This window comes from Burkholderia lata (genome assembly GCF_902499025.1).
Taxonomy (GTDB): Bacteria; Pseudomonadota; Gammaproteobacteria; order Burkholderiales; family Burkholderiaceae; genus Burkholderia; species Burkholderia lata_C.
In genome coordinates this window covers 69,240-87,442 of sequence record NZ_CABVPW010000007.1, presented here as the reverse complement: position 1 = coordinate 87,442, position 18,203 = coordinate 69,240, and the positions used below count along the sequence as shown (strand labels likewise).

21 protein-coding genes are annotated in these 18,203 nt (G+C 67.7%); 14 read left to right on the top strand and 7 right to left on the bottom strand.

Going from position 1 to position 18,203, the window contains the following annotated elements:
- Positions 1 to 179: 179 nt before the first annotated feature.
- From BDI24065_RS09140 to BDI24065_RS09130, 3 genes are all read left to right on the top strand, one after another.
- Positions 180 to 947, top strand: a complete 768-nt coding sequence (locus BDI24065_RS09140) for a DUF4410 domain-containing protein (RefSeq protein WP_175030955.1) — start codon at positions 180 to 182, stop codon at positions 945 to 947.
- Positions 948 to 1,107: 160 nt separating this feature from the next.
- Entirely contained in the window at positions 1,108 to 1,800 is a 693-nt protein-coding gene (locus BDI24065_RS09135) for a dihydrodipicolinate reductase (RefSeq protein WP_175030954.1), read from the top strand.
- A gap of 359 nt (positions 1,801 to 2,159) precedes the next feature.
- A complete protein-coding gene (locus tag BDI24065_RS09130) occupies positions 2,160 to 2,642 on the top strand; it encodes a cupin domain-containing protein (protein WP_175030953.1) in 483 nt (160 codons plus the stop codon).
- 102 nt (positions 2,643 to 2,744) lie between these two features.
- Here BDI24065_RS09130 and BDI24065_RS09125 read toward each other — a convergent pair whose 3' ends face one another.
- Both BDI24065_RS09125 and BDI24065_RS09120 read right to left on the bottom strand, forming a co-directional pair.
- Positions 2,745 to 3,554: an SDR family oxidoreductase gene (locus BDI24065_RS09125; RefSeq protein WP_089485386.1), complete on the bottom strand. Its 810-nt coding sequence runs from the start codon at positions 3,552 to 3,554 to the stop codon at positions 2,745 to 2,747.
- Positions 3,551 to 4,384, bottom strand: coding sequence for a molybdenum cofactor biosynthesis F family protein (locus BDI24065_RS09120; RefSeq protein WP_175031073.1), 834 nt, complete (start codon positions 4,382 to 4,384; stop codon positions 3,551 to 3,553). The genes BDI24065_RS09125 and BDI24065_RS09120 overlap by 4 nt, the downstream gene beginning before the upstream one ends.
- A 170-nt stretch (positions 4,385 to 4,554) precedes the next feature.
- Here BDI24065_RS09120 and BDI24065_RS09115 point away from each other — a divergent pair, with 170 nt between their 5' ends.
- The 3 genes from BDI24065_RS09115 (at position 4,555) to BDI24065_RS09105 (ending at position 7,258) form a co-directional block, all read left to right on the top strand.
- Positions 4,555 to 5,349 carry an AraC family transcriptional regulator gene (locus tag BDI24065_RS09115; protein WP_175030952.1) on the top strand — a complete coding sequence of 265 codons (795 nt, stop codon included), beginning with the start codon at positions 4,555 to 4,557 and terminating at the stop codon, positions 5,347 to 5,349.
- A 200-nt stretch (positions 5,350 to 5,549) separates the two neighbouring features.
- Complete coding sequence (locus BDI24065_RS09110; protein WP_175030951.1) at positions 5,550 to 6,509, top strand: DMT family transporter; 960 nt, start codon at positions 5,550 to 5,552, stop codon at positions 6,507 to 6,509.
- Between the two features lie 200 nt (positions 6,510 to 6,709).
- Positions 6,710 to 7,258 (top strand): permease, encoded by a 549-nt coding sequence (locus BDI24065_RS09105; RefSeq protein ID WP_175030950.1) that lies wholly within the window; start codon positions 6,710 to 6,712, stop codon positions 7,256 to 7,258.
- A 96-nt stretch (positions 7,259 to 7,354) separates the two neighbouring features.
- Here the strand turns inward: BDI24065_RS09105 and BDI24065_RS09100 are convergent, their stop codons facing one another.
- Complete coding sequence (locus BDI24065_RS09100) at positions 7,355 to 7,489, bottom strand: entericidin A/B family lipoprotein (protein WP_009688930.1); 135 nt, start codon at positions 7,487 to 7,489, stop codon at positions 7,355 to 7,357.
- Positions 7,490 to 7,722: 233 nt separating this feature from the next.
- On the opposite strand from BDI24065_RS09100, the gene BDI24065_RS09095 reads away from it, so the two are divergent.
- A complete protein-coding gene (locus tag BDI24065_RS09095) occupies positions 7,723 to 9,018 on the top strand; it encodes an aspartate carbamoyltransferase (protein ID WP_175030949.1) in 1,296 nt (431 codons plus the stop codon).
- 114 nt (positions 9,019 to 9,132) lie between these two features.
- Here BDI24065_RS09095 and BDI24065_RS09090 read toward each other — a convergent pair whose 3' ends face one another.
- Both BDI24065_RS09090 and BDI24065_RS09085 read right to left on the bottom strand, forming a co-directional pair.
- The gene (locus BDI24065_RS09090) at positions 9,133 to 9,552 is read right to left on the bottom strand and encodes a type II toxin-antitoxin system VapC family toxin (protein WP_175030948.1); all 420 of its coding nucleotides are present in this window, start codon (positions 9,550 to 9,552) and stop codon (positions 9,133 to 9,135) included.
- Complete coding sequence (locus BDI24065_RS09085; RefSeq protein ID WP_122947612.1) at positions 9,549 to 9,788, bottom strand: FitA-like ribbon-helix-helix domain-containing protein; 240 nt, start codon at positions 9,786 to 9,788, stop codon at positions 9,549 to 9,551. Before BDI24065_RS09085 ends, BDI24065_RS09090 begins: the two co-directional genes overlap by 4 nt.
- A 310-nt stretch (positions 9,789 to 10,098) precedes the next feature.
- Here BDI24065_RS09085 and BDI24065_RS09080 point away from each other — a divergent pair, with 310 nt between their 5' ends.
- The 7 genes from BDI24065_RS09080 (at position 10,099) to BDI24065_RS09050 (ending at position 15,824) form a co-directional block, all read left to right on the top strand.
- Positions 10,099 to 12,342 (top strand): TonB-dependent receptor, encoded by a 2,244-nt coding sequence (locus BDI24065_RS09080; protein ID WP_175030947.1) that lies wholly within the window; start codon positions 10,099 to 10,101, stop codon positions 12,340 to 12,342.
- A gap of 3 nt (positions 12,343 to 12,345) precedes the next feature.
- Positions 12,346 to 13,119, top strand: coding sequence for a tetratricopeptide repeat protein (locus BDI24065_RS09075; RefSeq protein ID WP_175030946.1), 774 nt, complete (start codon positions 12,346 to 12,348; stop codon positions 13,117 to 13,119).
- Positions 13,116 to 13,799, top strand: coding sequence for a Fe2+-dependent dioxygenase (locus BDI24065_RS09070; protein ID WP_175030945.1), 684 nt, complete (start codon positions 13,116 to 13,118; stop codon positions 13,797 to 13,799). The genes BDI24065_RS09075 and BDI24065_RS09070 overlap by 4 nt, the downstream gene beginning before the upstream one ends.
- A 13-nt stretch (positions 13,800 to 13,812) precedes the next feature.
- The gene (locus tag BDI24065_RS09065) at positions 13,813 to 13,959 is read left to right on the top strand and encodes a hypothetical protein (RefSeq protein ID WP_175030944.1); all 147 of its coding nucleotides are present in this window, start codon (positions 13,813 to 13,815) and stop codon (positions 13,957 to 13,959) included.
- A 107-nt stretch (positions 13,960 to 14,066) separates the two neighbouring features.
- On the top strand, positions 14,067 to 14,786 hold the full coding sequence (locus BDI24065_RS09060) for a M15 family metallopeptidase (protein ID WP_175030943.1): 720 nt from the start codon (positions 14,067 to 14,069) through the stop codon (positions 14,784 to 14,786).
- 103 nt (positions 14,787 to 14,889) lie between these two features.
- Positions 14,890 to 15,474, top strand: a complete 585-nt coding sequence (locus tag BDI24065_RS09055; protein ID WP_175030942.1) for a nucleotidyltransferase family protein — start codon at positions 14,890 to 14,892, stop codon at positions 15,472 to 15,474.
- Positions 15,475 to 15,677: 203 nt separating this feature from the next.
- Complete coding sequence (locus BDI24065_RS09050; RefSeq protein ID WP_166896045.1) at positions 15,678 to 15,824, top strand: hypothetical protein; 147 nt, start codon at positions 15,678 to 15,680, stop codon at positions 15,822 to 15,824.
- 67 nt (positions 15,825 to 15,891) lie between these two features.
- Here BDI24065_RS09050 and BDI24065_RS09045 read toward each other — a convergent pair whose 3' ends face one another.
- A complete protein-coding gene (locus BDI24065_RS09045) occupies positions 15,892 to 16,650 on the bottom strand; it encodes an SDR family oxidoreductase (RefSeq protein WP_175030941.1) in 759 nt (252 codons plus the stop codon).
- Positions 16,647 to 18,194: an FGGY-family carbohydrate kinase gene (locus BDI24065_RS09040; protein WP_175030940.1), complete on the bottom strand. Its 1,548-nt coding sequence runs from the start codon at positions 18,192 to 18,194 to the stop codon at positions 16,647 to 16,649. Before BDI24065_RS09040 ends, BDI24065_RS09045 begins: the two co-directional genes overlap by 4 nt.
- Positions 18,195 to 18,203 lie beyond the last annotated feature (9 nt).

The following is an 18,203-nucleotide window of genomic DNA, read 5'->3' as shown; positions in this document are numbered from 1 at the left end:
CATGCGCCGACATAATTCCTGCGTGGCGCGTCACACCCGACCTCCGCATACTTGCGCCTGCGTGTTGCGCAACGGCATGAAACCTCTCCCCAGCCAGCGATCACGCCCCGCTTCCGATCGTTCGCGTTCCTGAATGCCGCGACAGTATCGGCACCTTCATCCAGGCCACGGAGATCGACATGTTTTCTTCCCTTCACGCACTTGCTGCCCACACCAAACGTCTGACCAGTGTCGCGCTGATCGCCGGCACCCTCGCGATGACCGGCTGCGCATCGACGGCGACCACGTCCATGACCGCCGCGCCTGCGGCCCGCACGCAGCCGCAAGTTCATGCGGACGTCGTCTACGTGTCCCCGTTCGACGTGGACACGACCGACGTCAAGGTCGACGGCGGGATGATCAGCAAGATTGCGACCCTCGCGAGCGGGTCGTCCGCCGACGTGCAGCGCCAGCAGAGCGCGCTGAAGACCCGCGAGCAGCTCGCCGACGCACTCGTGCGCGAACTCCGGTCGCAAGGCATTCCCGCGCTGCGCGGCCCGGTGCCCGATGGGCGCGACGCGCTGGTGGTCCAAGGCCGGTTCGAGTCGATCGACGCCGGCAACCGCCGCCGCCGCACGCTGATCGGGCTCGGTGCGGGCAAGAGCGAAGTGAAGGCATCGGTCACCGTGCTGTTCCAGCCGGCGCATGGCACGCCGCAGCCGCTCGGCACGTTCTCGTCCAGCGCGAACAGCGGCCACCTGCCCGGCATGGTGGAAACCGCCGGGGTCGGCGCGGCTGCCGGCCGCCTCGCGACGTCGGCAGCGGTTGGCGCCGGCCTGCATGGCGTGTCGGAAGTGAAGCACGACACGGTTGCGTCCGATACCGACCGCCTTGCTCGCTCGATCGCGAAGCAGCTTGCGACGCAGAATGCGGCGAACGCGTGGCTGCCGACGGTGTCTGCAAGCTGACGCACCGGGCCGCCGGCTGCGAGGCCCGGCGGGCACGCAGGCGAGCGGCCGGGCATAATGCGCGAGGCCGGCCCGGCGCCGCGCGCCGCGACCGTGCCGGGCCACCCGACGGCCCGCATCATTTTCCGCCCCGAATCCTGAACTTCAACCCGTCAATTCCATGCAAGTACTCGTCGTAGGAACCGGCAAGCTGGCCAGCGAGCTGCTCGACGCGCACCGGCTCGACCCGGCAACCTGTCGCGTGATCCCCTGGTCCGACAGCGCGCGCAACGATGCGCAGCGTAGCGACGCCCGAACGATCGTCGTGCATGCCGGTTCCGGCCGCGAACTCCCCGACGTGATCGCGTTCTGCGAGGCCACCGGATCACCTCTCGTCGAGCTGTCGACCGGCTCCGAGCTCGAAACCGGCTCGCACGCTTTCCCGGTCGTGCTGTGTCCGAACACGAACATCCTGATGCTCAAGTTCATGAGCATGCTGGAAACCAGCGGCCACCTGTTTCACGACTGCCGGATCAGCCTGACCGAGTCGCACCAGGCCGGCAAGACGTCCGTCCCCGGCACGGCCGTCGGCATCGGCCAGTCGCTCGGCGTGCGGCCGGAAGACATCCGCTCCGTGCGCGACCCGGACGTGCAACGCAGCGAATTCGCCGTCGCCGACGATCAGCTCGGCCGCCACGCGATTCACCGGATCCGCATCGACGACGGTACGTGCAGCCTGCAGTTCGAATCCCGCGTGGTGGGCGCGACCCCTTACGCGGACGGTGTATCGCGCATCGTCGATGCCGTCCGGCAGCACGATCTCGAGCACCGCCGCTACGCGATCGTCGAGTTCATCCGCAACGGCTGGCTGTAGTCGGAGCGATACACGGTGCCGGCACGCGCGCATCGCGCCCCGTCATACACGTCAATTGCGCAGCACAAGAAGAGGTTCGGTGCTGATTTTCGTGGATGTCGTCGATCACCCGATCGGCGGCATCCGGGCCGCCATGCATCTCACCGACCGGCACCTGACGCCCCGCATGGGTGGCGGTCGAGATCACGCCAGCCGGCGTCGCCGCCACGGCCGCTCGAGAAATTCGACGAGCAATCGCCCTTTCGGATTCGCTGGTAAGTTATCGGCCGAGGTCCATCCGCCGAGATGGGGCGCGCGTCACCGCTGACACCGGCGCCTGAACCGTTACCCTCGACCTCCCCCCGACAGGAGCGCAACCGATGACCCGCCCCGATTTCATCAAGCACTGGACCGAACTCGAAGAACCGGAAGCGCATTGCTATCGCGGCGACACCGAGCCGATGGCGCTGGACGCCCCCCTTTCCGCCGAGCTCGGCATCACGCGTATCGGCATTCATCACGTGAGGCTTCTGCCGGGCCGGCGAACGTCCTACCCGCACGCCGAAAGCACCGAGCAGGAATTTGTGTACGTGCTCGAGGGCAAGCCCGACGTCTGGATCGACGGCGTGCTCCACCCCGTTGCCGAAGGCGATTCCGTTGCGTTTCCGGCAGGCACCGGCATCTGCCACACCTTCATCAACAACACGACGGACGAGGTCAGGCTGATGGTGATCGGTGAACGTCCGCGCGACGACAATCGCATCCGCTACCCGATGAACGAGGCGTATGAGCTGACCCGCGCGGACCGCTGGGTGGACTGGCCCGACAGGCCGCTCGGGGGCCATGACGGAAAGCCGGACTGACGCTCGCGCAGATGCCCCGACGGAACACGCCGAGCCCGCTGCGCGAGCGCGCAGCGGATCGCCGGGACCGCCCTGTTCCGCCGCCCATTACCCGCTCGATCGTCACTCGCCGCCAAGCACCGCCCCGCTCTCGGGCAACGTCGCACCGCCGTCGACGACGATCGTCTGCCCCGTGATGTAAGCGGCGTCGGCCGATGCGAGAAACAGCATCGCGTTCGCGATATCTTCCGGCTCGCCCATCCGCGCGAGCGGGATGTCGCGCGCAATCTGCGCGGCGACCGATGCGTCGCCGAGATTGCCGGCCGCCGGCGTGCGGATCATGCCCGGCTCGACGCCGTTCACCGTCACGTTGCGGCGCGCAAGCTCCAGCGCCGCCGCACGAATGAAGCCGTTCACGCCGGCCTTCGACGCCGCGTAATGCGCGAGCCCCGGATACACGACGCGCGGCCCCGTCACCGACGACGTGACGAGCAGCCGCCCCGCTCCCGCGCGCTCGAATGCCGGCAGCGCAGCCTGTGCGAGCCAGAACAGCGCCGACAGGTTGACCGACAGCGTCCGGTCGAGCGTCGGCTCGTCGATCTGCGTGAACGGCGTCAGCGGAAAATACGCGGCATTGTGGACGACCACATCGAGCCGGCCGCCGTCGCGCTCGACCGCCGCGACCAGCGCGCCCAGTTCGTCACGGCTGGCGGCGTCCACCCGATAGGCACGCGCCTCACCGCCCGTGCTCGCGAGTGCATCGGCCTGCGCGGCGGCAGCCTCGCCGTTCAGGTCGGCCAGCGCGACGAATGCGTCGGATTCCGCGAAACGGCGCGCGATCGCCGCGCCGATCCCCTGCGCGGCGCCCGTGACGAGTACGACGCGCCCGCTGAAATCCGCGCGCAGGCGGCCGCTGCCCGGCACGGCATTCATCGCTGCGCCTCGCCGCCGAGCGGATGCACGGTGTGGTTCAGCACCTGCGCATGGGCGCCGATCGGGAAGTTCGACAGCGTGCCGAAATCGCCGCCCTGGTAGCCGAAGATCTTGCCGTCGGTCTTGCGCTGCGCAAGGTCGATCAGCACGACGCCAAGCGTCGGCACCACCTTTTCGCGCCACACGAACAGGTACAGCTCGTCTGCAATCCTGAAGTAATGGCAGCGGTCGACATCGGCCAGCCCGCCTTCGACACCCTGCAGGCACTGCCACGCGTAGAAGTTCTCGTTCAGGTAGATGTGCTCGTAGCATTCGGTCGGGCTGTAGCGGTACATCGTCCGCTTGCCGATCAGCTCGCGCGTGGGCCCGTGCAGCGCCCCCGGCTGCGTGTGGCCGCCGAGCGTGCCGTGCCGGAACGCGGCCTCGACGGCCGTCAGCGGCAGCCCGCGCGCAACCCGCGTGAATGCGTCGATGCGCGTGCCGGCCTCGGTCGGCAGCGTGCCGACCACCGACGTCCACACGCCGTTGTCGAGATCGATCACGAGACTGACCGACGTCGCACGGGCAGCCGAATCGATGTAGTCGACGAAGTACAGCCCGTCGCGCAGCCGCGTCACGCGGCACGGCTCGCGGCCGGCCTGGTCGGTCGCCGCATCGCGCCACTGAAGTGCGCCGGGCTCGAACGTATAGACGCGCCACGCACCCGATTCGTCGCCGAGCGCAAGCGTCCGCCCGGCGAGCGCGTCGACGGATGCGAGGATGTTCGCTTCCGGCGCGAAGCCGTCCGCGAGCGCGCCAACCTGAATGAATACCGGATCCTGTCGTTCCACCTGCCGTCTCCCGCGCAGCTTCAGGCCCGGCGGGCCGTGTACGCTGCTCATGTGCACATGGTGCGGGCTGCGCGCGCCGCGCGGTATCGGCCAAAAGGATGAAGGGCGCGCGGCGCCGGAACGCGCTAAAGTGCACGAAATCCGCGCCACGACCGGCGCGAGGAGCGCACATGCACCGCGTCACCCACTACCGACGGACCGGCGAAGGCATCGAGGCAATCAGCCTCGAATCCGATCGCGCGTTTCCGCGCCACGCGCACGACGAATTCGGGGTCGGCGTGATCGTCAGCGGCGCGCACCGGTCGTGGAGCGGCCGCGGGCAGGTCGACGCACTGGCCGGCGACGCGATCATGGTCAACCCCGGCGAGATGCACGACGGCTCGCCGATCGAGGCCGGCACGGGCCGGCGCTGGCGGATGCTGTACCTCGCGCCCGCGCTGGTCGCGGGCGTCGCGATGGAAGAAGGCCTCGGCGGCGTCGAACTGGCACATCCGGCGGTGCGCGACGCTTGGCTCGCGGCCGCCGTCGGCCGGCTGCATGCGCGCATCGTCGCGGGGGAATCCCAGCCGCTCGCCCGCGACGAAGCGCTCGTGATGCTCGTCGCCGGGCTGCTCGCCCGGCACGCGAACCGCACGCTGCCGGCGGCGGGCGTCGCACCGGCGATCCGCCTCGCCAGGGAGCGGCTCGACGCAGCGCCGGCCGCCCCCGTTTCGCTCGCCGAGCTGGCCGGCCTGAGCGGCGTCAGCCGCTTCCAGCTGCTACGCGGGTTTGCCCGCGAACTCGGCATCACACCGCACGCGTACCTGATCCAGTCGCGTGCGCGACTGGCGCGCGCGCTGCTCGCCGGCGGCCTGCCGATCGCCGATGCCGCGGCCGAAGCCGGCTTTGCCGACCAGAGCCACCTGACGCGTGCGTTCGCGCGCCAGTTCGGGATCACGCCGGGGCGCTTCACGCAGGCCGTTTGACACCGCCGTCATTCCGCACGAAGTCACCAAGCACACCGGTCTTCGAAGGTCGCTGCCACCCGCGACCGCAGTACCCGCCGCGGTGACTGCCAATGGCCGTGGCGCAAGCATGCGGAGTCCCACGCACTGCATTCGCACTCCGGCGCACGCTGCAATTTCGTTCAAGACGCGCCCGGCCGCCGTACGCGACGATGCGGCGCATGAAAACACGACTGATTGGCTATCTCTATCTCGCCGCCGCGATGGCGGGCGTCGGCAGCACCGTCATCGCGAGCCGTCTCGCGGCGGGCGGCCTGCCGCCGTTCGCGGCCACGGCGCTGCGCTTCCTGATCGCGACACCGCTGCTGTTCGCGCTGATGCGCGCGCAGCGAATGCGCTGGCCACGCGTCTCCCCGCGCGACGCCGTACTGCTCGTCATCCAGGCGGCAGCGGGCGGTGTCGGTTATACGGTGCTGCTGATCTGCGGCACGAAGCTGTCGTCGCCGCTCGATGCGGGCGTCATGCTCGGCACGTTGCCGGCAATGTCGACGCTGATCGCGGCCATCGTGCTGCGCGAGCGGCAGACGCCGCGCGACTGGGTGGCCGCCGCGCTCGCAACGGCCGGCGTGCTGTTCGTCACGTTCGCACCCGGCCAGGCGCTACCGTCGCTCCGCACGCTTGCCGGCGATGCGCTGGTGCTCGCCGCGGTCGCGTGCGAAGCGGTATTCATCCTGCTCAACCGGCGGCTTGCCGCACCATTTCCGCCGCTGGCGCTGTCCACCGCGATGTCGGGCCTCGGCTTCGTGCTCGCACTCGTACCGGCCGCGTTCGAATGGCACGCGGCGGCGGCCGGCTGGACCGTCGGCGCCGTGTCGGCGATCGTCTACTACGCGCTGGTGCCGACCGTGCTCGGCTATCTGTGCTGGTATGCGGGTTCGGCGCGCACGAGCGGCACCGAGGCCGCGCTGTTCACGGCGGTCGCGCCGGTCTCGGCCGTGCTGTTCGCGGTCGCGCTGTTCGGCGAAACGCTCAACGGCACGCGGATCGCAGGCATCGCGCTCGTCGTCGCGGGCATGGTCGTCGGCGCGACGCGACGGCGCGAGCCGCCAGCCGAAACACACGATACGCACCCGGCGAATCCGGGTCGGCCAGCCAGCGCCGCGCAGACCGCCGCCGACTGACCCGCATCCGTCGCGTCGCCGCGGAATCGGCGGCGGATCCGGCTCGCCGCATTGCCTGTCGATCCAGGTGTTCGCGCCATGCAGCCGGCGACTGTAGGAATGTGTCCGCGCACCGCAAAACCGTTGCGCACCACCCTGCAAGATGCAATATTCGCGTGGCCGGGACCTTTGACAACCATCGAACAACAATCCGCCACGCAATGAACAGGAAGGAAGCCAAAACAAGAATCGCGGTGCTGCTGTCCGCGGGAACGAGGAAGGCCGATGCACTGGCCGAACTGTCCGGACAAGGGCTCAAGGATCGCGTGCTCGCGCACCTGATCGCGTCGCGCCCGGATCCCGAACGCTGCCGCAAGAACAAGCTGCACATCCGGATCCTGGTCGCGCTCGGCATCGCCCAGCTCGCGCTCAGCCTCATGATCGCGTACAACTTCTTCGCAACAGGCGCCGGCACCGGCCTCGTGCTGGTGTTCCTGGCGTTGACCGTGCCGCTGTCGCTGCTGTTCATCTGGGGCTTTGCGACCAATCGGGTGGGCGCGTACCACGCGTTCATCCTGCTGTCGCTGCTGCAGCTGCCGAGGACCATCGCCGAGCTCGGACGCGATCCGTCGACCGCACTGCCGAGCCTCGCGGTCACGGTCCTGCTGGTGGGCTACGTGTGGTTCGTCCGCAACCGCCTGTTCCCCGACTACGGCTGGTTCACGCCGCGCAAGGTCGAAGGCCGTTACGCATTCGTCGAGCACGCCTGACGCCACCGGCGTCGAGCGTCGACCACAAAAAAGGCGCCGGGCCGCCCCGCGATTGCGGGACGGCCCGGCGCCTTCTGCATTCCGGAACCCGTCGGCTTATTTGGCCTTTTCAGCCGTATCGCTGATTGCCTGGCCGCCCTTCGAAATGTCCTGTCCCATGCCGGCGACCGTGTTGCAACCGGCGAGCGCGGCGGTCACCACCAGCAGCATTGCAGCAATCGTACGCGTCATTCTCATTCTCCTTGGAATCAACAAGCCCGACGGGCGAAGCGTTTGCGGCGTGGCGCCCCGCAGGATGCAGGGCACGGGGCCTGACCTGATTATACGGAGACGGCCGCCGCACGCCAGTATGAACCCGCCGCATGTCACACGGGCCACACAGCCGGTTCGCGCAGATTTTCCTTGACTTCAACGCGCCAGGAACTAATATACGCACCGCGTATATTTTCCGTCAGGAGCCGCCGATGACCGTTCCCCAGCAAGCCTTCCTACGCGACGCCATGCGCCGCCTCAACATGACGCGTGAAGCGTTCGCCAACCGTATCGGCGTCAGCCGGCGCGCGCTGGACACCTGGCTGCTGCCCGACGATTCGCAGGAATCGCGCGGGATGCCCGAGATCGTCGAGCGCTTCGTATCGGAAATCGTCGAGCGCTCGGTACCGGAAGGCGGAAGCTATACGCAAAGCGTAGATAATCAGGGGCTCGCCAGGCAATTCTTTTTCGAAGGCAAGCCGCAACTGCTGTCGGTCGACCAGTTCTCGCGGGAGTCGGTCGAGGCGCTGTTTCGCGTAGCCGACGTGATGCAGCCGATCGCGCGCCGCCACAAGATTTCGCGCGTGCTGGAAGGCGCGGTGCTCGGCAACCTGTTCTTCGAGGCCAGCACACGTACGCGCGTGTCGTTCGGGGCCGCCTTCTGCCGGCTCGGCGGCTCGGTGTGCGATACGACGGGCTTCACGTTCTCGTCGATGGCCAAGGGCGAATCGATCTACGACACGAGCCGCGTGATGGCCGGCTACGTCGACGCGCTCGTGATCCGCCACCCGGAGAAAGGCTCGGTGGCCGAGTTCGCGCGTGCGACCAACCTGCCCGTGATCAACGGCGGCGACGGCCCCGGCGAGCACCCGAGCCAGGCGCTGCTCGATCTCTACACGATCCAGCGTGAGTTCTCGCGGCTCGGCAAGATCGTCGACGGCGCGCACATCGCGCTGGTCGGCGACCTCAAATACGGCCGCACCGTGCACTCGCTCGTCAAGCTGCTCGCGCTGTACCGCGGGCTCAAGTTCACGCTCGTGTCACCGCCGACGCTCGAGATGCCGGCCTACATCGTCGACCAGATCGCGACGAACGGCCATGTGATCGAGCAGACGACCGACCTCGCGGCCGGGCTGCGCGGCGCGGACGTCGTCTATGCGACGCGGATCCAGAAGGAGCGCTTCACCGACGAGTCGTTCGAAGGCTACACGCCGGATTTCCAGATCAACCAGGCGCTCGTCGATACGGTGTGCAAACCGGACACGCTGATCATGCACCCGCTGCCGCGCGACAGCCGGCCCGGCGCGAACGACCTGTCGGTCGACCTGAACCGCGACCCGCGCCTCGCGATCTTCCGCCAGACCGACAACGGCATTCCGGTGCGAATGGCGATCTTCGCGGTACTGCTCGGCGTCGAGAACCTCGTCCAGCACTCGATGCGCGACGCGACGTGGCGCCCGCCGGCGTATCTCGGGCCGGAGGATGCGGTGTTTCACGGGGTTGATTGAGAAGGAACAACGGGGAGTGCGCCAGTCAGGCGCCTCTGCGTTCAACGGAAAGCGCGCCGGGCAGCCCGGCGCGCTTTACTTTTTGCACGCGGTGAACAGGTGAGCAATCGGCGCCTAGGACGCCCACGGATCGATCACCCGCAGGCCGACCGCCTCGAATGGCGCGACGTCGCGTGTCGCAATGATTAATCCGTTCGCCTCGGCCGTCGCGGCGATAAAAACATCGGCAGGCGCAATCGCACTGCCTGACGCACGCGCACGCGCTCGAATGCCCGCATATGCTTTGCTCGCCGCATCGTCGAACGGCAGAATCCTGCCGCGAAACAGCGGCACGACGCGCTGCTCGATGCTTTGATGCAGCCAGTCACGCCTGCGCCCTTCCGGCAACGCCGCAACGCCGAAGCGCATTTCGCCGAGACTGATCGCAGCCAGAAACAACGTTTCGACGTTCTGGGCATCGAGCCATTCGATCACGGCCGCACTCGGCTCGCGCCGCAGCGGCTCGGACATCACGTTCGTATCAACAAGAATCATTCGAAGCTCATCGGGTCGGTTAGCGTCTTGTCGCGCTGAACGTCGAATTCGACGCCGCCCGCCTCCCGTCCGATTTCCGCCAGCAGCGTCCCGAGCTTCAGCCGGCCACCCGGCAGAACGGCCTGCTCGAGGATGTCACGTACCTCGGCTTCGGTGCTACGCCCATGCTGGGCCGCGCGAATTCGGAGCGCGCGGTGCACTTCATCAGGCAAATTTCGAACGGTAATCACAGGCATGATGCACCTCACCACATTTGCTTTCAATGCTGTCATATTAGCACCTTGATGTCATGGCGGGTGATCCGCAACAGAACCACTCTAACCCGCCCGACAAGCCCGTCACACCTGGCCGATCGGCCATCGGCCCTGCCCGGAATGCCCCGTCACATTAGTTAACATTTTCACAACAAACGCTAACAAGAACGCTTCTCATTCAACATGAAATTACATAGAATGCCGCCTGAAAACAAATCGTAATAATTCCCGGCGGCATGCACATTTCCGCAGCGCACCGCCCCGGGGCCACACCGCGAGGTCGAAGCGCACCATGAAGTCACGTCCCGACGAGCTGAAGCTCGGCAAATTCACCACCCTGTGCAGCGTGCTCGCCGCGAGCCCGGCGTTCGCGGCGGACGGCACGCCGCCGCCCGCCCCGGCCGGCACCGAAGGCCATCTCGCGCCGATCGAGGTCCAGGGCAAGGCCGAGCACAGCTACAAGGCCGACTTTTCCGCTTCCGTGAAATTCACCGCGCCGCTCGTCGACACGCCGAAATCCGTCACCGTGATCCCGCAGGAACTGATCCAGAACAGCGGCGCGTCGACGCTGACCGAAGCGCTGCGCACCGTGCCCGGCATCACGTTCGGCGCCGGCGAAGGCGGCAACCCGCTCGGCGATCGTCCGTTCATCCGCGGCTACGACACGCAGGGCAGCATGTTCGTCGACGGCATGCGCGACACCGGCGCCACGACGCGCGAGATCTTCAACACGGAGCGCATCGAGATCACCAAGGGTTCCGACGGCGCGTACGGCGGTCGAGGCGGCGCGGGCGGCAGCATCAACCTGATCACGAAGGCCCCGCATCTCGGCACCACCGCCGCCGCGAGCGCGGGCCTCGGCACCGACCGCTATCGCCGCTTCACGGCCGACGGCAACTGGCAGTTCGCCGATCACGCCGCGTTCCGCCTGAACCTGATGAGCCACAACAACGACGTGGCCGGCCGCGACGCGGTGAACAACGAGCGCTGGGGCGTCGCGCCGTCGATCGCGTTCGGCCTCGGCACGTCGACGCGCGTCGTCGCGAGCTACTACCACCTGTCCACCGACGACCTGCCCGACGGCGGCATTCCGTACTACTACGGCTTCAACCTCCCGAAGGGCGTCGCCACCGACGGCCCGGCGCCCGTCGACCGCCACAACTTCTACGGCCTGACCAACCGCGATTTCCGCAAGACCACGTCGGACATCAGCACGCTCAGGATCGAGCACGACATCACGTCGTCGCTGACGATCCGCAACACCACGCGCTACACCGAGTCCACCCAGGACTACATCTGGACGCAGCCCGACGACAGCCAGGGCAACGTGGTCAACGGCAAGGTCTGGCGCCGCGCGAACACCCGCAACAGCGCGATCAACAGCATCGCGAACCAGACCGAGCTGTTCGGCGAATTCCGCACCGGCCCGTTCAAGCACAGCTTCACGACCGGCATCGAGCTGTCGCGTGAATGGGGCAAGCGCGACACGTACAACGTCGCCGCCGCGAACGGCAAGATCTGCCAGAACGGCATCGGCGCGGCATCGGGCTACAACTGCACGAGCCTGTGGTCGCCGAATCCCAACGATCCTTGGGCTGGCTCGATCACGCGCAACAACGACTACGCGCATGCACGCACCGTGACGAAGTCGATCTACGGCTTCGACACGATCGAGATCACGCCGCGCTGGCAGGTCAACGGCGGCGTGCGCATCGACGACTACTCGACCCGCTTCACCGACACCAAGGCCAACGGCGGCAAGACCACCACGCGTGACGACACGCTCGTGAACTGGCAAGCCGGCCTCGTGTTCAAGCCCGCGCAGAACGGCAGCATCTATGCGTCGTACGCGACGTCGTCGACGCCGGCCGGCATGATGCTCGGCGAAGGCAGCGAAACGCAGTCGCTCACGCCGGGCCGCGGCGGCGTCGGCTCGAACGCCGATCAGCTGGCGCCGGAGAAAAACCGCAGCATCGAGCTCGGCACGAAGTGGAACGTGCTGAACGACAAGCTCGCGCTGACCGCCGCATTGTTCCAGATCGACACGACGAACGCGCGCGTGACGCTGCCGAACAACCAGTACGCGATGGTCGGCAACAAGCGCGTGCAGGGTCTCGAACTCGGCGTCGCGGGCCAGATCACGAAGCAGTGGCAACTGTTCGGCGGCTATACGTACATGAAGAGCGAGCTGCGCGACAACGGCAAGGACACGGCGAGCAACGGCAACCGGTTCCCGAACACGCCGAAGCACAGCTTCACGATGTGGTCGAACTACGACGTGACGCCGAAGTTCACCGTCGGCGGCGGCGCGTTCTACATGTCGCAGGTGTTCGGCGATACCGCGAACCAGCACGCGGTGCCGTCGTACTGGCGCTTCGATGCGATGGCGCAGTACCGCATCAACAAGAAGCTCGACCTGCAGCTGAACGTGAACAACCTGTTCAACCGCACCTACTTCGACCAGGCGTATCCGGCGCACTACGCGTCGATCGCACCCGGCCGCTCGGCGTTCGTCACGCTGAACGCGCGCTACTGATCGATGGAGGCCGTGTCGCTGAAGGCGCTCGCGTCGGTTTCGCCGCGCGAGTTCGCCGACATCCTGGCCGGGCCGCCCGAGCGCGCCGCCGCGTGGGTCGCGGCGGCGGCCGACAACGGCATCGTCGATGCGCAAGCCGTCTACGGGCAATACCTGCTGGACGGGCATGGCGTCGCGCGCGATCCGGCGGCCGCGTTCAACTGGTTCCGGCACGCGGCGCGCGCCGGCCACGCGATGGCGATGAACATGCTCGGCCGCTGCTACGAGTTCGGCTGGGGCACGGCCGCGTGCGCGCCGGTCGCCGTGTACTGGTATCGGCTTGCCGCGCAGGCGGGGCTCGACTGGGGCATGTACAACTACGCGACGGCGCTCGCGCTCGGCAACGGCGTCGACGAGAATCGCGCCGACGCGCTCGACTGGTTTCAGCGCGCGGCCGCACTCGGCCACGCGAAATCGATCAACCTGATCGGCGGCTTCTACGAGGACGGCTGGGTCGTACCGGTCGACTCCGACGTCGCGTTCGACCACTATCGCCGCGCCGCCGTGGCCGGTGATTTCCGCGGCCAGTTCAACCTTGCACGGCTGCTCGCCGAACGCGGGCGCATCGACGAAGCGCTCGTGTGGCTCGCGCGCGTGCCGGCCGCCGCTACCCCCGCGTTCGTCGCGAAGATGCACGCGTATCTCGCGTCGTCGCCGATCGACGCGTTTCGTGCGGCCGCGCTGCAGATGCAACCGGAACCGCAGCCGCAGCCGCACTGCATGGAATCCGCATCATGATGCTTCATATCTCCGGCGTACTGACGAAAGCGCAGGTCGCGCAATGTCGCGAGCTGCTCGATGCAGCCGAATGGGTCGACGGCAATGCGACGTCCGGCTCGCAGTCGGCGCTCGCGAAACGCAACCGGCAATTGCCGGAAGGCTCGCCGGCCGCACGCGCGGTGGGCGACGCGATCCAGGACGCGCTCGCACGCCATCCGCTGTTCTTTTCGGCGGCGCTGCCGCTCAAGGTGTTTCCGCCGCTGTTCAATCGCTACGAAGGCGGCGAGACGTTCGGCACGCACGTCGACAACGCGATCCGGCTGCTGCGCGGCACGGATTTCCGCGTGCGCAGCGATCTGTCGGCCACGCTGTTTCTCGAAGAGCCCGATGCGTACGACGGCGGCGAGCTGTGTGTCGAGGACACGTACGGCACGCATCGCGCGAAGCTGCCGGCGGGCGACCTCGTGCTGTATCCGGCGTCGAGCCTGCATCACGTGACACCCGTGACGCGCGGCGAGCGCGTCGCCTCGTTCTTCTGGATCCAGAGCATGGTGCGCGACGACGGCGATCGCACGCTGCTGTTCCAGCTCGATACGCAGATCCAGGCGCTTTCCGCCGAGAAAGGCGCGAAGGACCCGATGGTCATTTCATTGACGGGGATTTATCACAACCTGTTGAGGAAGTGGGCGGATGCATAACCAACGATACGCAATGCAGCCGCTGGACGTATTGCGCGGCTCGGTCTTGCGCTACGACAGCCCCATCGATCCAATCGAGGAAAGCGGTCGGGAAGCGCCGCAACGCGACACGCGAAACGACGGCGTCCACGCAGACACGTACATCGATACGCCAGGATAGGGCGCTCACGCCCCCGCAGCGAAAACCGCGACACATCCTCCGCCGGACTCTGGCATATTGGCTATTCGTCTGACAAAAACGACCTCGGCCAGCCTCACCGCCGGCTCGTGGCCCGCAACCGTCATCGCGCCACCTCGTCCGCTATCGTGATATCGCTCTCCGATCCCGTTGTCCGGTCGATCGCCCTGCTGGAGTCGCACGAAGGGTTTGTCGATCTCGCAGGCTTCCATGACCGCATCGCCGTCGATCTCGACCGCCGCGACATCAAGAGCAGAAGCCCGCATTTCCTGAAAGTACGTCGTGGCGTGGCAGACCGGCTGATTGCCGCTGCGCACGCGCTCCCCGCCGGCCTGCGCCTGTATGTCAAGGAAGGCTATCGCCCGCTGGCCCTGCAGCGCCACTACTTCACCGGGCACCTCGCGCACTTGCGCCGGACGCTGAATCCGTTGCCCGACGAAGACACACTGGTCGCACTGACGAGCCACTACGTCGCGCCGCCGGAAGTCGCCGCCCATCCGACGGGCGCGGCCGTCGACCTGACACTGATCTCGGCGGACGGGATCGAGCTCGACATGGGCTGCGTCATGAACGCCACCGACCAGGAATCATCCGGCGCGTGCTACACGCACAACCCGTTCATCAGCCGCGCAGCCGCCCACAACCGTCAGATCCTGATCGCCGCGCTGACGGGCGCCGGCTTCACCAATTACCCGTCGGAATGGTGGCATTGGTCGTTCGGCGACCGCTATTGGGCCGTCATGCACGATCAATCGCACGCCATTTACGGCCCCGTCGAGGAAAACATGCTCGACGAAGCCGCGCGCTGACATTCTTTCCGACGAAACGAACCCGTCTCGGTAACATCCTCACTTGTCGATCCCTGCCCGCTCCCGCACAATCGCAGCACCTGCTTCACTCTCCCCCGCGCCGATGTCCTATGCGTCTTTCGCCACCGGCGTCCTCCTTGCGGGCGGCCTCGGTCAACGCTTCGACCCGAGCGGCCTGCACAGCAAGCTGCTGGCGCTGCTTCCCGACGGCACGCCGGTGGCGGTCGCGGCCGCCCGCCATCTCGCGGCGGTCACGGCCGACGTGATCGCCGTCGTGCGTCCCGGCGCCGAGAAACTCGCGATGCTGCTGAACGAAGCCGGCTGCCACGTCGTCTACGCACCCGACGCCGTGCGCGGCATGGGCGCGAGCCTCGCGGCCGGCGTACGCGCGACGCCCGACGCGAACGGCTGGCTCGTCGCGCTCGGCGACATGCCGTGGATCGCCGCTTCAACCTACGAAACCGTCACGCGCGCGCTCGACGCCGACAGCGCATCGGTCGTCGCCCCCGTGCATCGCGGCGTGCGCGGCCATCCGGTCGGCTTCGCCGCGCACCACTTCGATGCACTCGTCGCGCTCGACGGCGACACCGGTGCCCGCGCGCTGTTCGCCAGCGCACCGGTCAGGCTGCTCGACGTCGACGATCCCGGCATCGTGCGCGACGTCGATACCCCGGCGGATTTGCGCTGACCGTAGTCGCACAAAGCGCGCGGTGCAACGCAGGGCACGCTCCGCGCGCAACGGGTTCCTGCCCGAAAACCACCCACGCACGGATTGCGCCGACAACCCACCACCCACCGCCACAATCCCGCTGCAAACGCACGCCCGATTGGCTATAACGGAGACGAGGCGCCCCGCCGCGCCACCGCCGTCACGCACTGCGCGAGTTCTCCATGACCGATCACACGACCCCGACGCCCGAGCCACCGGCCGACCCGAATCGCGACCCGGAAGACGACCCGTTATCGCCACCGTCGCCGGGTCATCATCACGACAATCCGCAGCAACCCGACGGCCCGCCGAGCAAGGATCCGGTCTAGCCGCAGCGCGGCCGCGCCACGCATTCGCCGCGGGTTCCCGTCATGTGCCGTCGCCGCATGACGCTGCCTAGCGCGCCGTATACCCGCCGTCGATCGGCAGCGATACGCCGCTGACCATCGACGCGGCATCGCTCAGCAGGAACAGGATCGGTTCGACGACCTCGTCCGGCTCCGCAAATCGCCCGAGCGGAATCGCGGCCAGCATCGGCGCCCGCTTTTCCGGTTCGCTCCATGCGAACTGCGCCATCGGCGTGAGCGTGACGGTCGGGTTCACGCTGTTCACACGAATGCCGTGCGGCCCGAGTTCGATGCACAGCACGCGCGTGATCGCGTCCATCGCCGCCTTCGACGCGCAGTAACTCAGATGCGCGGGCAACCCGACGAGCGCGGCCTGGCTCGATACGTTGACGATGCTGCCCCGCGCATGCGCGGCCCCACGTCCATCGCGCGCGATCATCTTCCGTGCGACGGCCCGTGCGACGAGCGCCGCGCCGCGCGCATTGACGGCCATCACGCGATCGAAATGCGCGGCGCTCACCTCGAGCGCCGATTCGAGCGACGCGATCCCCGCGCAATTCACGAGGCCGTCGAATGCGTCGTGCGGGGCGAGCGCCGCGTCGATCGCATGCTCGTCGCCGCCGACATCGACGCGCAACGTTTCGCACGCGGTCTCGCCGGCCAGCGCATCGAGCGCGGCCATGTCGCGCCCGGCCGCGACGACCTGTGCGCCCGCCCGCGCCAGCGCGACCGCGCACGCGCGCCCGATCCCGCTCGACGCCCCCGTGACGAGCACCCGCGAACCGCCGAAATCGAATCGTGTCTTCATGATGGCGTGTGCAACCCGTGCATGATCGGTTTGAGCGCCGGATACAGCGCCGTATAGCGCGCAAAGCGCGCCGCATAGGTTTTCGCGCGTTCGGCATCCGGCCGCGCGCGCTCGACGAGCGTGACCCAGCCGCCTTGCGCGTCGTCGTGTGACACGAGCCCTGCCCCGACGCCCGCGAGCAACGCGGCCCCCATCGCGGCTTCGACGTCCTGCTCGATCGCCCACACCGGGAAACCCGTCACGTCCGCAATGATCTGCATCCATAGCGCCGAGTGCGCGGCCCCGCCCACGACGATCAGCCGGTCGTCGAGCGCCACCGCGCCGCGCCGCCCGGCTTCGATGTTGTGCCGCAATGCGAACGCGACGCCTTCGAGCACCGCGCGATACAGGTGCGCCCGTGTATGCGCGAGACTCAGCCCGACGAACGCGCCACTTGCCTTCGCGTCCCATACGGGGCTGCGCTCGCCCATCAGGTACGGCAGGAACAGCACGCCGTCCGCACCCGGCGGCACGCGTTCGGCCGCGTCCTCGAGCAACACGTGCGGATCGCCGTGCGGCAGCAGGCGTGCCGCTTCGATTTCCGCGTGGCAGAACTGGTCGCGAAACCATGCGACCGACGCGCCGGCCGTAATCGCACCGCCGAACACGTACAGGTCGCGCTGCCCGTTGAACACGTGCGGCATGCTGACGAGCCCGTGCCTCGCATCGACGTGCCGGCTCACGTAACCCCAGCACATGCTGGTGCCGATCATCGCGACATGCTGCCCCGCGCGCGTCGCGCCGGCCGCGAAGGTCGCGACGGCCGCATCGACACCGCCCGCGACGACGGGCGTGCCGGCCGGCAGCCCGAGCTGCTCCGTCCATTGCGACAGCAGCCCGCCGACGATGTCCGTCGATTCGACGAGCCGCTCGGGCATCATCGTCGCCGGAATGCCGAGCATGTCGAGCGCGTCGTCGGACCACTCGCGGCGCGCGATGTCGTACACACCTCCGATATTGCCGGCCGAACTGTGATCGACCGCGACCTCGCCGGTCAGCAGGTAGATCACGTACGCGTTCGGCGGCAGGAAATAGCGCACGTTCGCCCACACGTCCGGCCGCTGGTCGCGCAGCCACAGCATCTTCGTGAAGCCGTAATAGCTGTCGACACCGTTGCCGGTGATCACGCGCAACCGCTCGACGTTCACGTTCGCGTCGACCCAGTCGACTTCCGCGGTCGCGCGCCGGTCCATCCAGATCAGGCACGGATGGAGCGGCCGCATGTCGATGTCGACCGGAACGCCCGAGCCGCCGTACAGGCTCCCCACGCACACCGCGCGAATCGCATCGGCTGGCACGCCCTGCGCACGCGCGTCGCTCACGCAGCCCGCGATGCACGCGAGCACGGCATCGAACCACACCTGCGGCCATTGCTCGGCCCACAGCGGGCGCGGCGTATCGGGCTGGTAGCCGGCCGAGCGCCGCGCGACGATCGTGCCGTGCCGGTCGACGAGCAGCGCCTTGGTGCTCTGCGTGCCGATGTCGACGCCTATGACGTATTCCATGATGTCTCC

What these genes read in the sequence shown, in the direction of transcription:
- BDI24065_RS09140 (WP_175030955.1), top strand. Translation starts at nt 180, where the DNA reads ATGTTTTCTTCCCTTCACGCACTTGCTGCCCACACCAAACGTCTGACC.
- BDI24065_RS09135 (WP_175030954.1), top strand. Translation starts at nt 1,108, where the DNA reads ATGCAAGTACTCGTCGTAGGAACCGGCAAGCTGGCCAGCGAGCTGCTC.
- BDI24065_RS09130 (WP_175030953.1), top strand. Translation starts at nt 2,160, where the DNA reads ATGACCCGCCCCGATTTCATCAAGCACTGGACCGAACTCGAAGAACCG.
- BDI24065_RS09125 (WP_089485386.1), bottom strand. Translation starts at nt 3,554, where the DNA reads ATGAATGCCGTGCCGGGCAGCGGCCGCCTGCGCGCGGATTTCAGCGGG.
- BDI24065_RS09115 (WP_175030952.1), top strand. Translation starts at nt 4,555, where the DNA reads ATGCACCGCGTCACCCACTACCGACGGACCGGCGAAGGCATCGAGGCA.
- BDI24065_RS09110 (WP_175030951.1), top strand. Translation starts at nt 5,550, where the DNA reads ATGAAAACACGACTGATTGGCTATCTCTATCTCGCCGCCGCGATGGCG.
- BDI24065_RS09105 (WP_175030950.1), top strand. Translation starts at nt 6,710, where the DNA reads ATGAACAGGAAGGAAGCCAAAACAAGAATCGCGGTGCTGCTGTCCGCG.
- BDI24065_RS09100 (WP_009688930.1), bottom strand. Translation starts at nt 7,489, where the DNA reads ATGACGCGTACGATTGCTGCAATGCTGCTGGTGGTGACCGCCGCGCTC.
- BDI24065_RS09095 (WP_175030949.1), top strand. Translation starts at nt 7,723, where the DNA reads ATGACCGTTCCCCAGCAAGCCTTCCTACGCGACGCCATGCGCCGCCTC.
- BDI24065_RS09090 (WP_175030948.1), bottom strand. Translation starts at nt 9,552, where the DNA reads ATGATTCTTGTTGATACGAACGTGATGTCCGAGCCGCTGCGGCGCGAG.
- BDI24065_RS09085 (WP_122947612.1), bottom strand. Translation starts at nt 9,788, where the DNA reads ATGCCTGTGATTACCGTTCGAAATTTGCCTGATGAAGTGCACCGCGCG.
- BDI24065_RS09080 (WP_175030947.1), top strand. Translation starts at nt 10,099, where the DNA reads ATGAAGTCACGTCCCGACGAGCTGAAGCTCGGCAAATTCACCACCCTG.
- BDI24065_RS09075 (WP_175030946.1), top strand. Translation starts at nt 12,346, where the DNA reads ATGGAGGCCGTGTCGCTGAAGGCGCTCGCGTCGGTTTCGCCGCGCGAG.
- BDI24065_RS09070 (WP_175030945.1), top strand. Translation starts at nt 13,116, where the DNA reads ATGATGCTTCATATCTCCGGCGTACTGACGAAAGCGCAGGTCGCGCAA.
- BDI24065_RS09065 (WP_175030944.1), top strand. Translation starts at nt 13,813, where the DNA reads ATGCAGCCGCTGGACGTATTGCGCGGCTCGGTCTTGCGCTACGACAGC.
- BDI24065_RS09055 (WP_175030942.1), top strand. Translation starts at nt 14,890, where the DNA reads ATGTCCTATGCGTCTTTCGCCACCGGCGTCCTCCTTGCGGGCGGCCTC.
- BDI24065_RS09050 (WP_166896045.1), top strand. Translation starts at nt 15,678, where the DNA reads ATGACCGATCACACGACCCCGACGCCCGAGCCACCGGCCGACCCGAAT.
- BDI24065_RS09045 (WP_175030941.1), bottom strand. Translation starts at nt 16,650, where the DNA reads ATGAAGACACGATTCGATTTCGGCGGTTCGCGGGTGCTCGTCACGGGG.
- BDI24065_RS09040 (WP_175030940.1), bottom strand. Translation starts at nt 18,194, where the DNA reads ATGGAATACGTCATAGGCGTCGACATCGGCACGCAGAGCACCAAGGCG.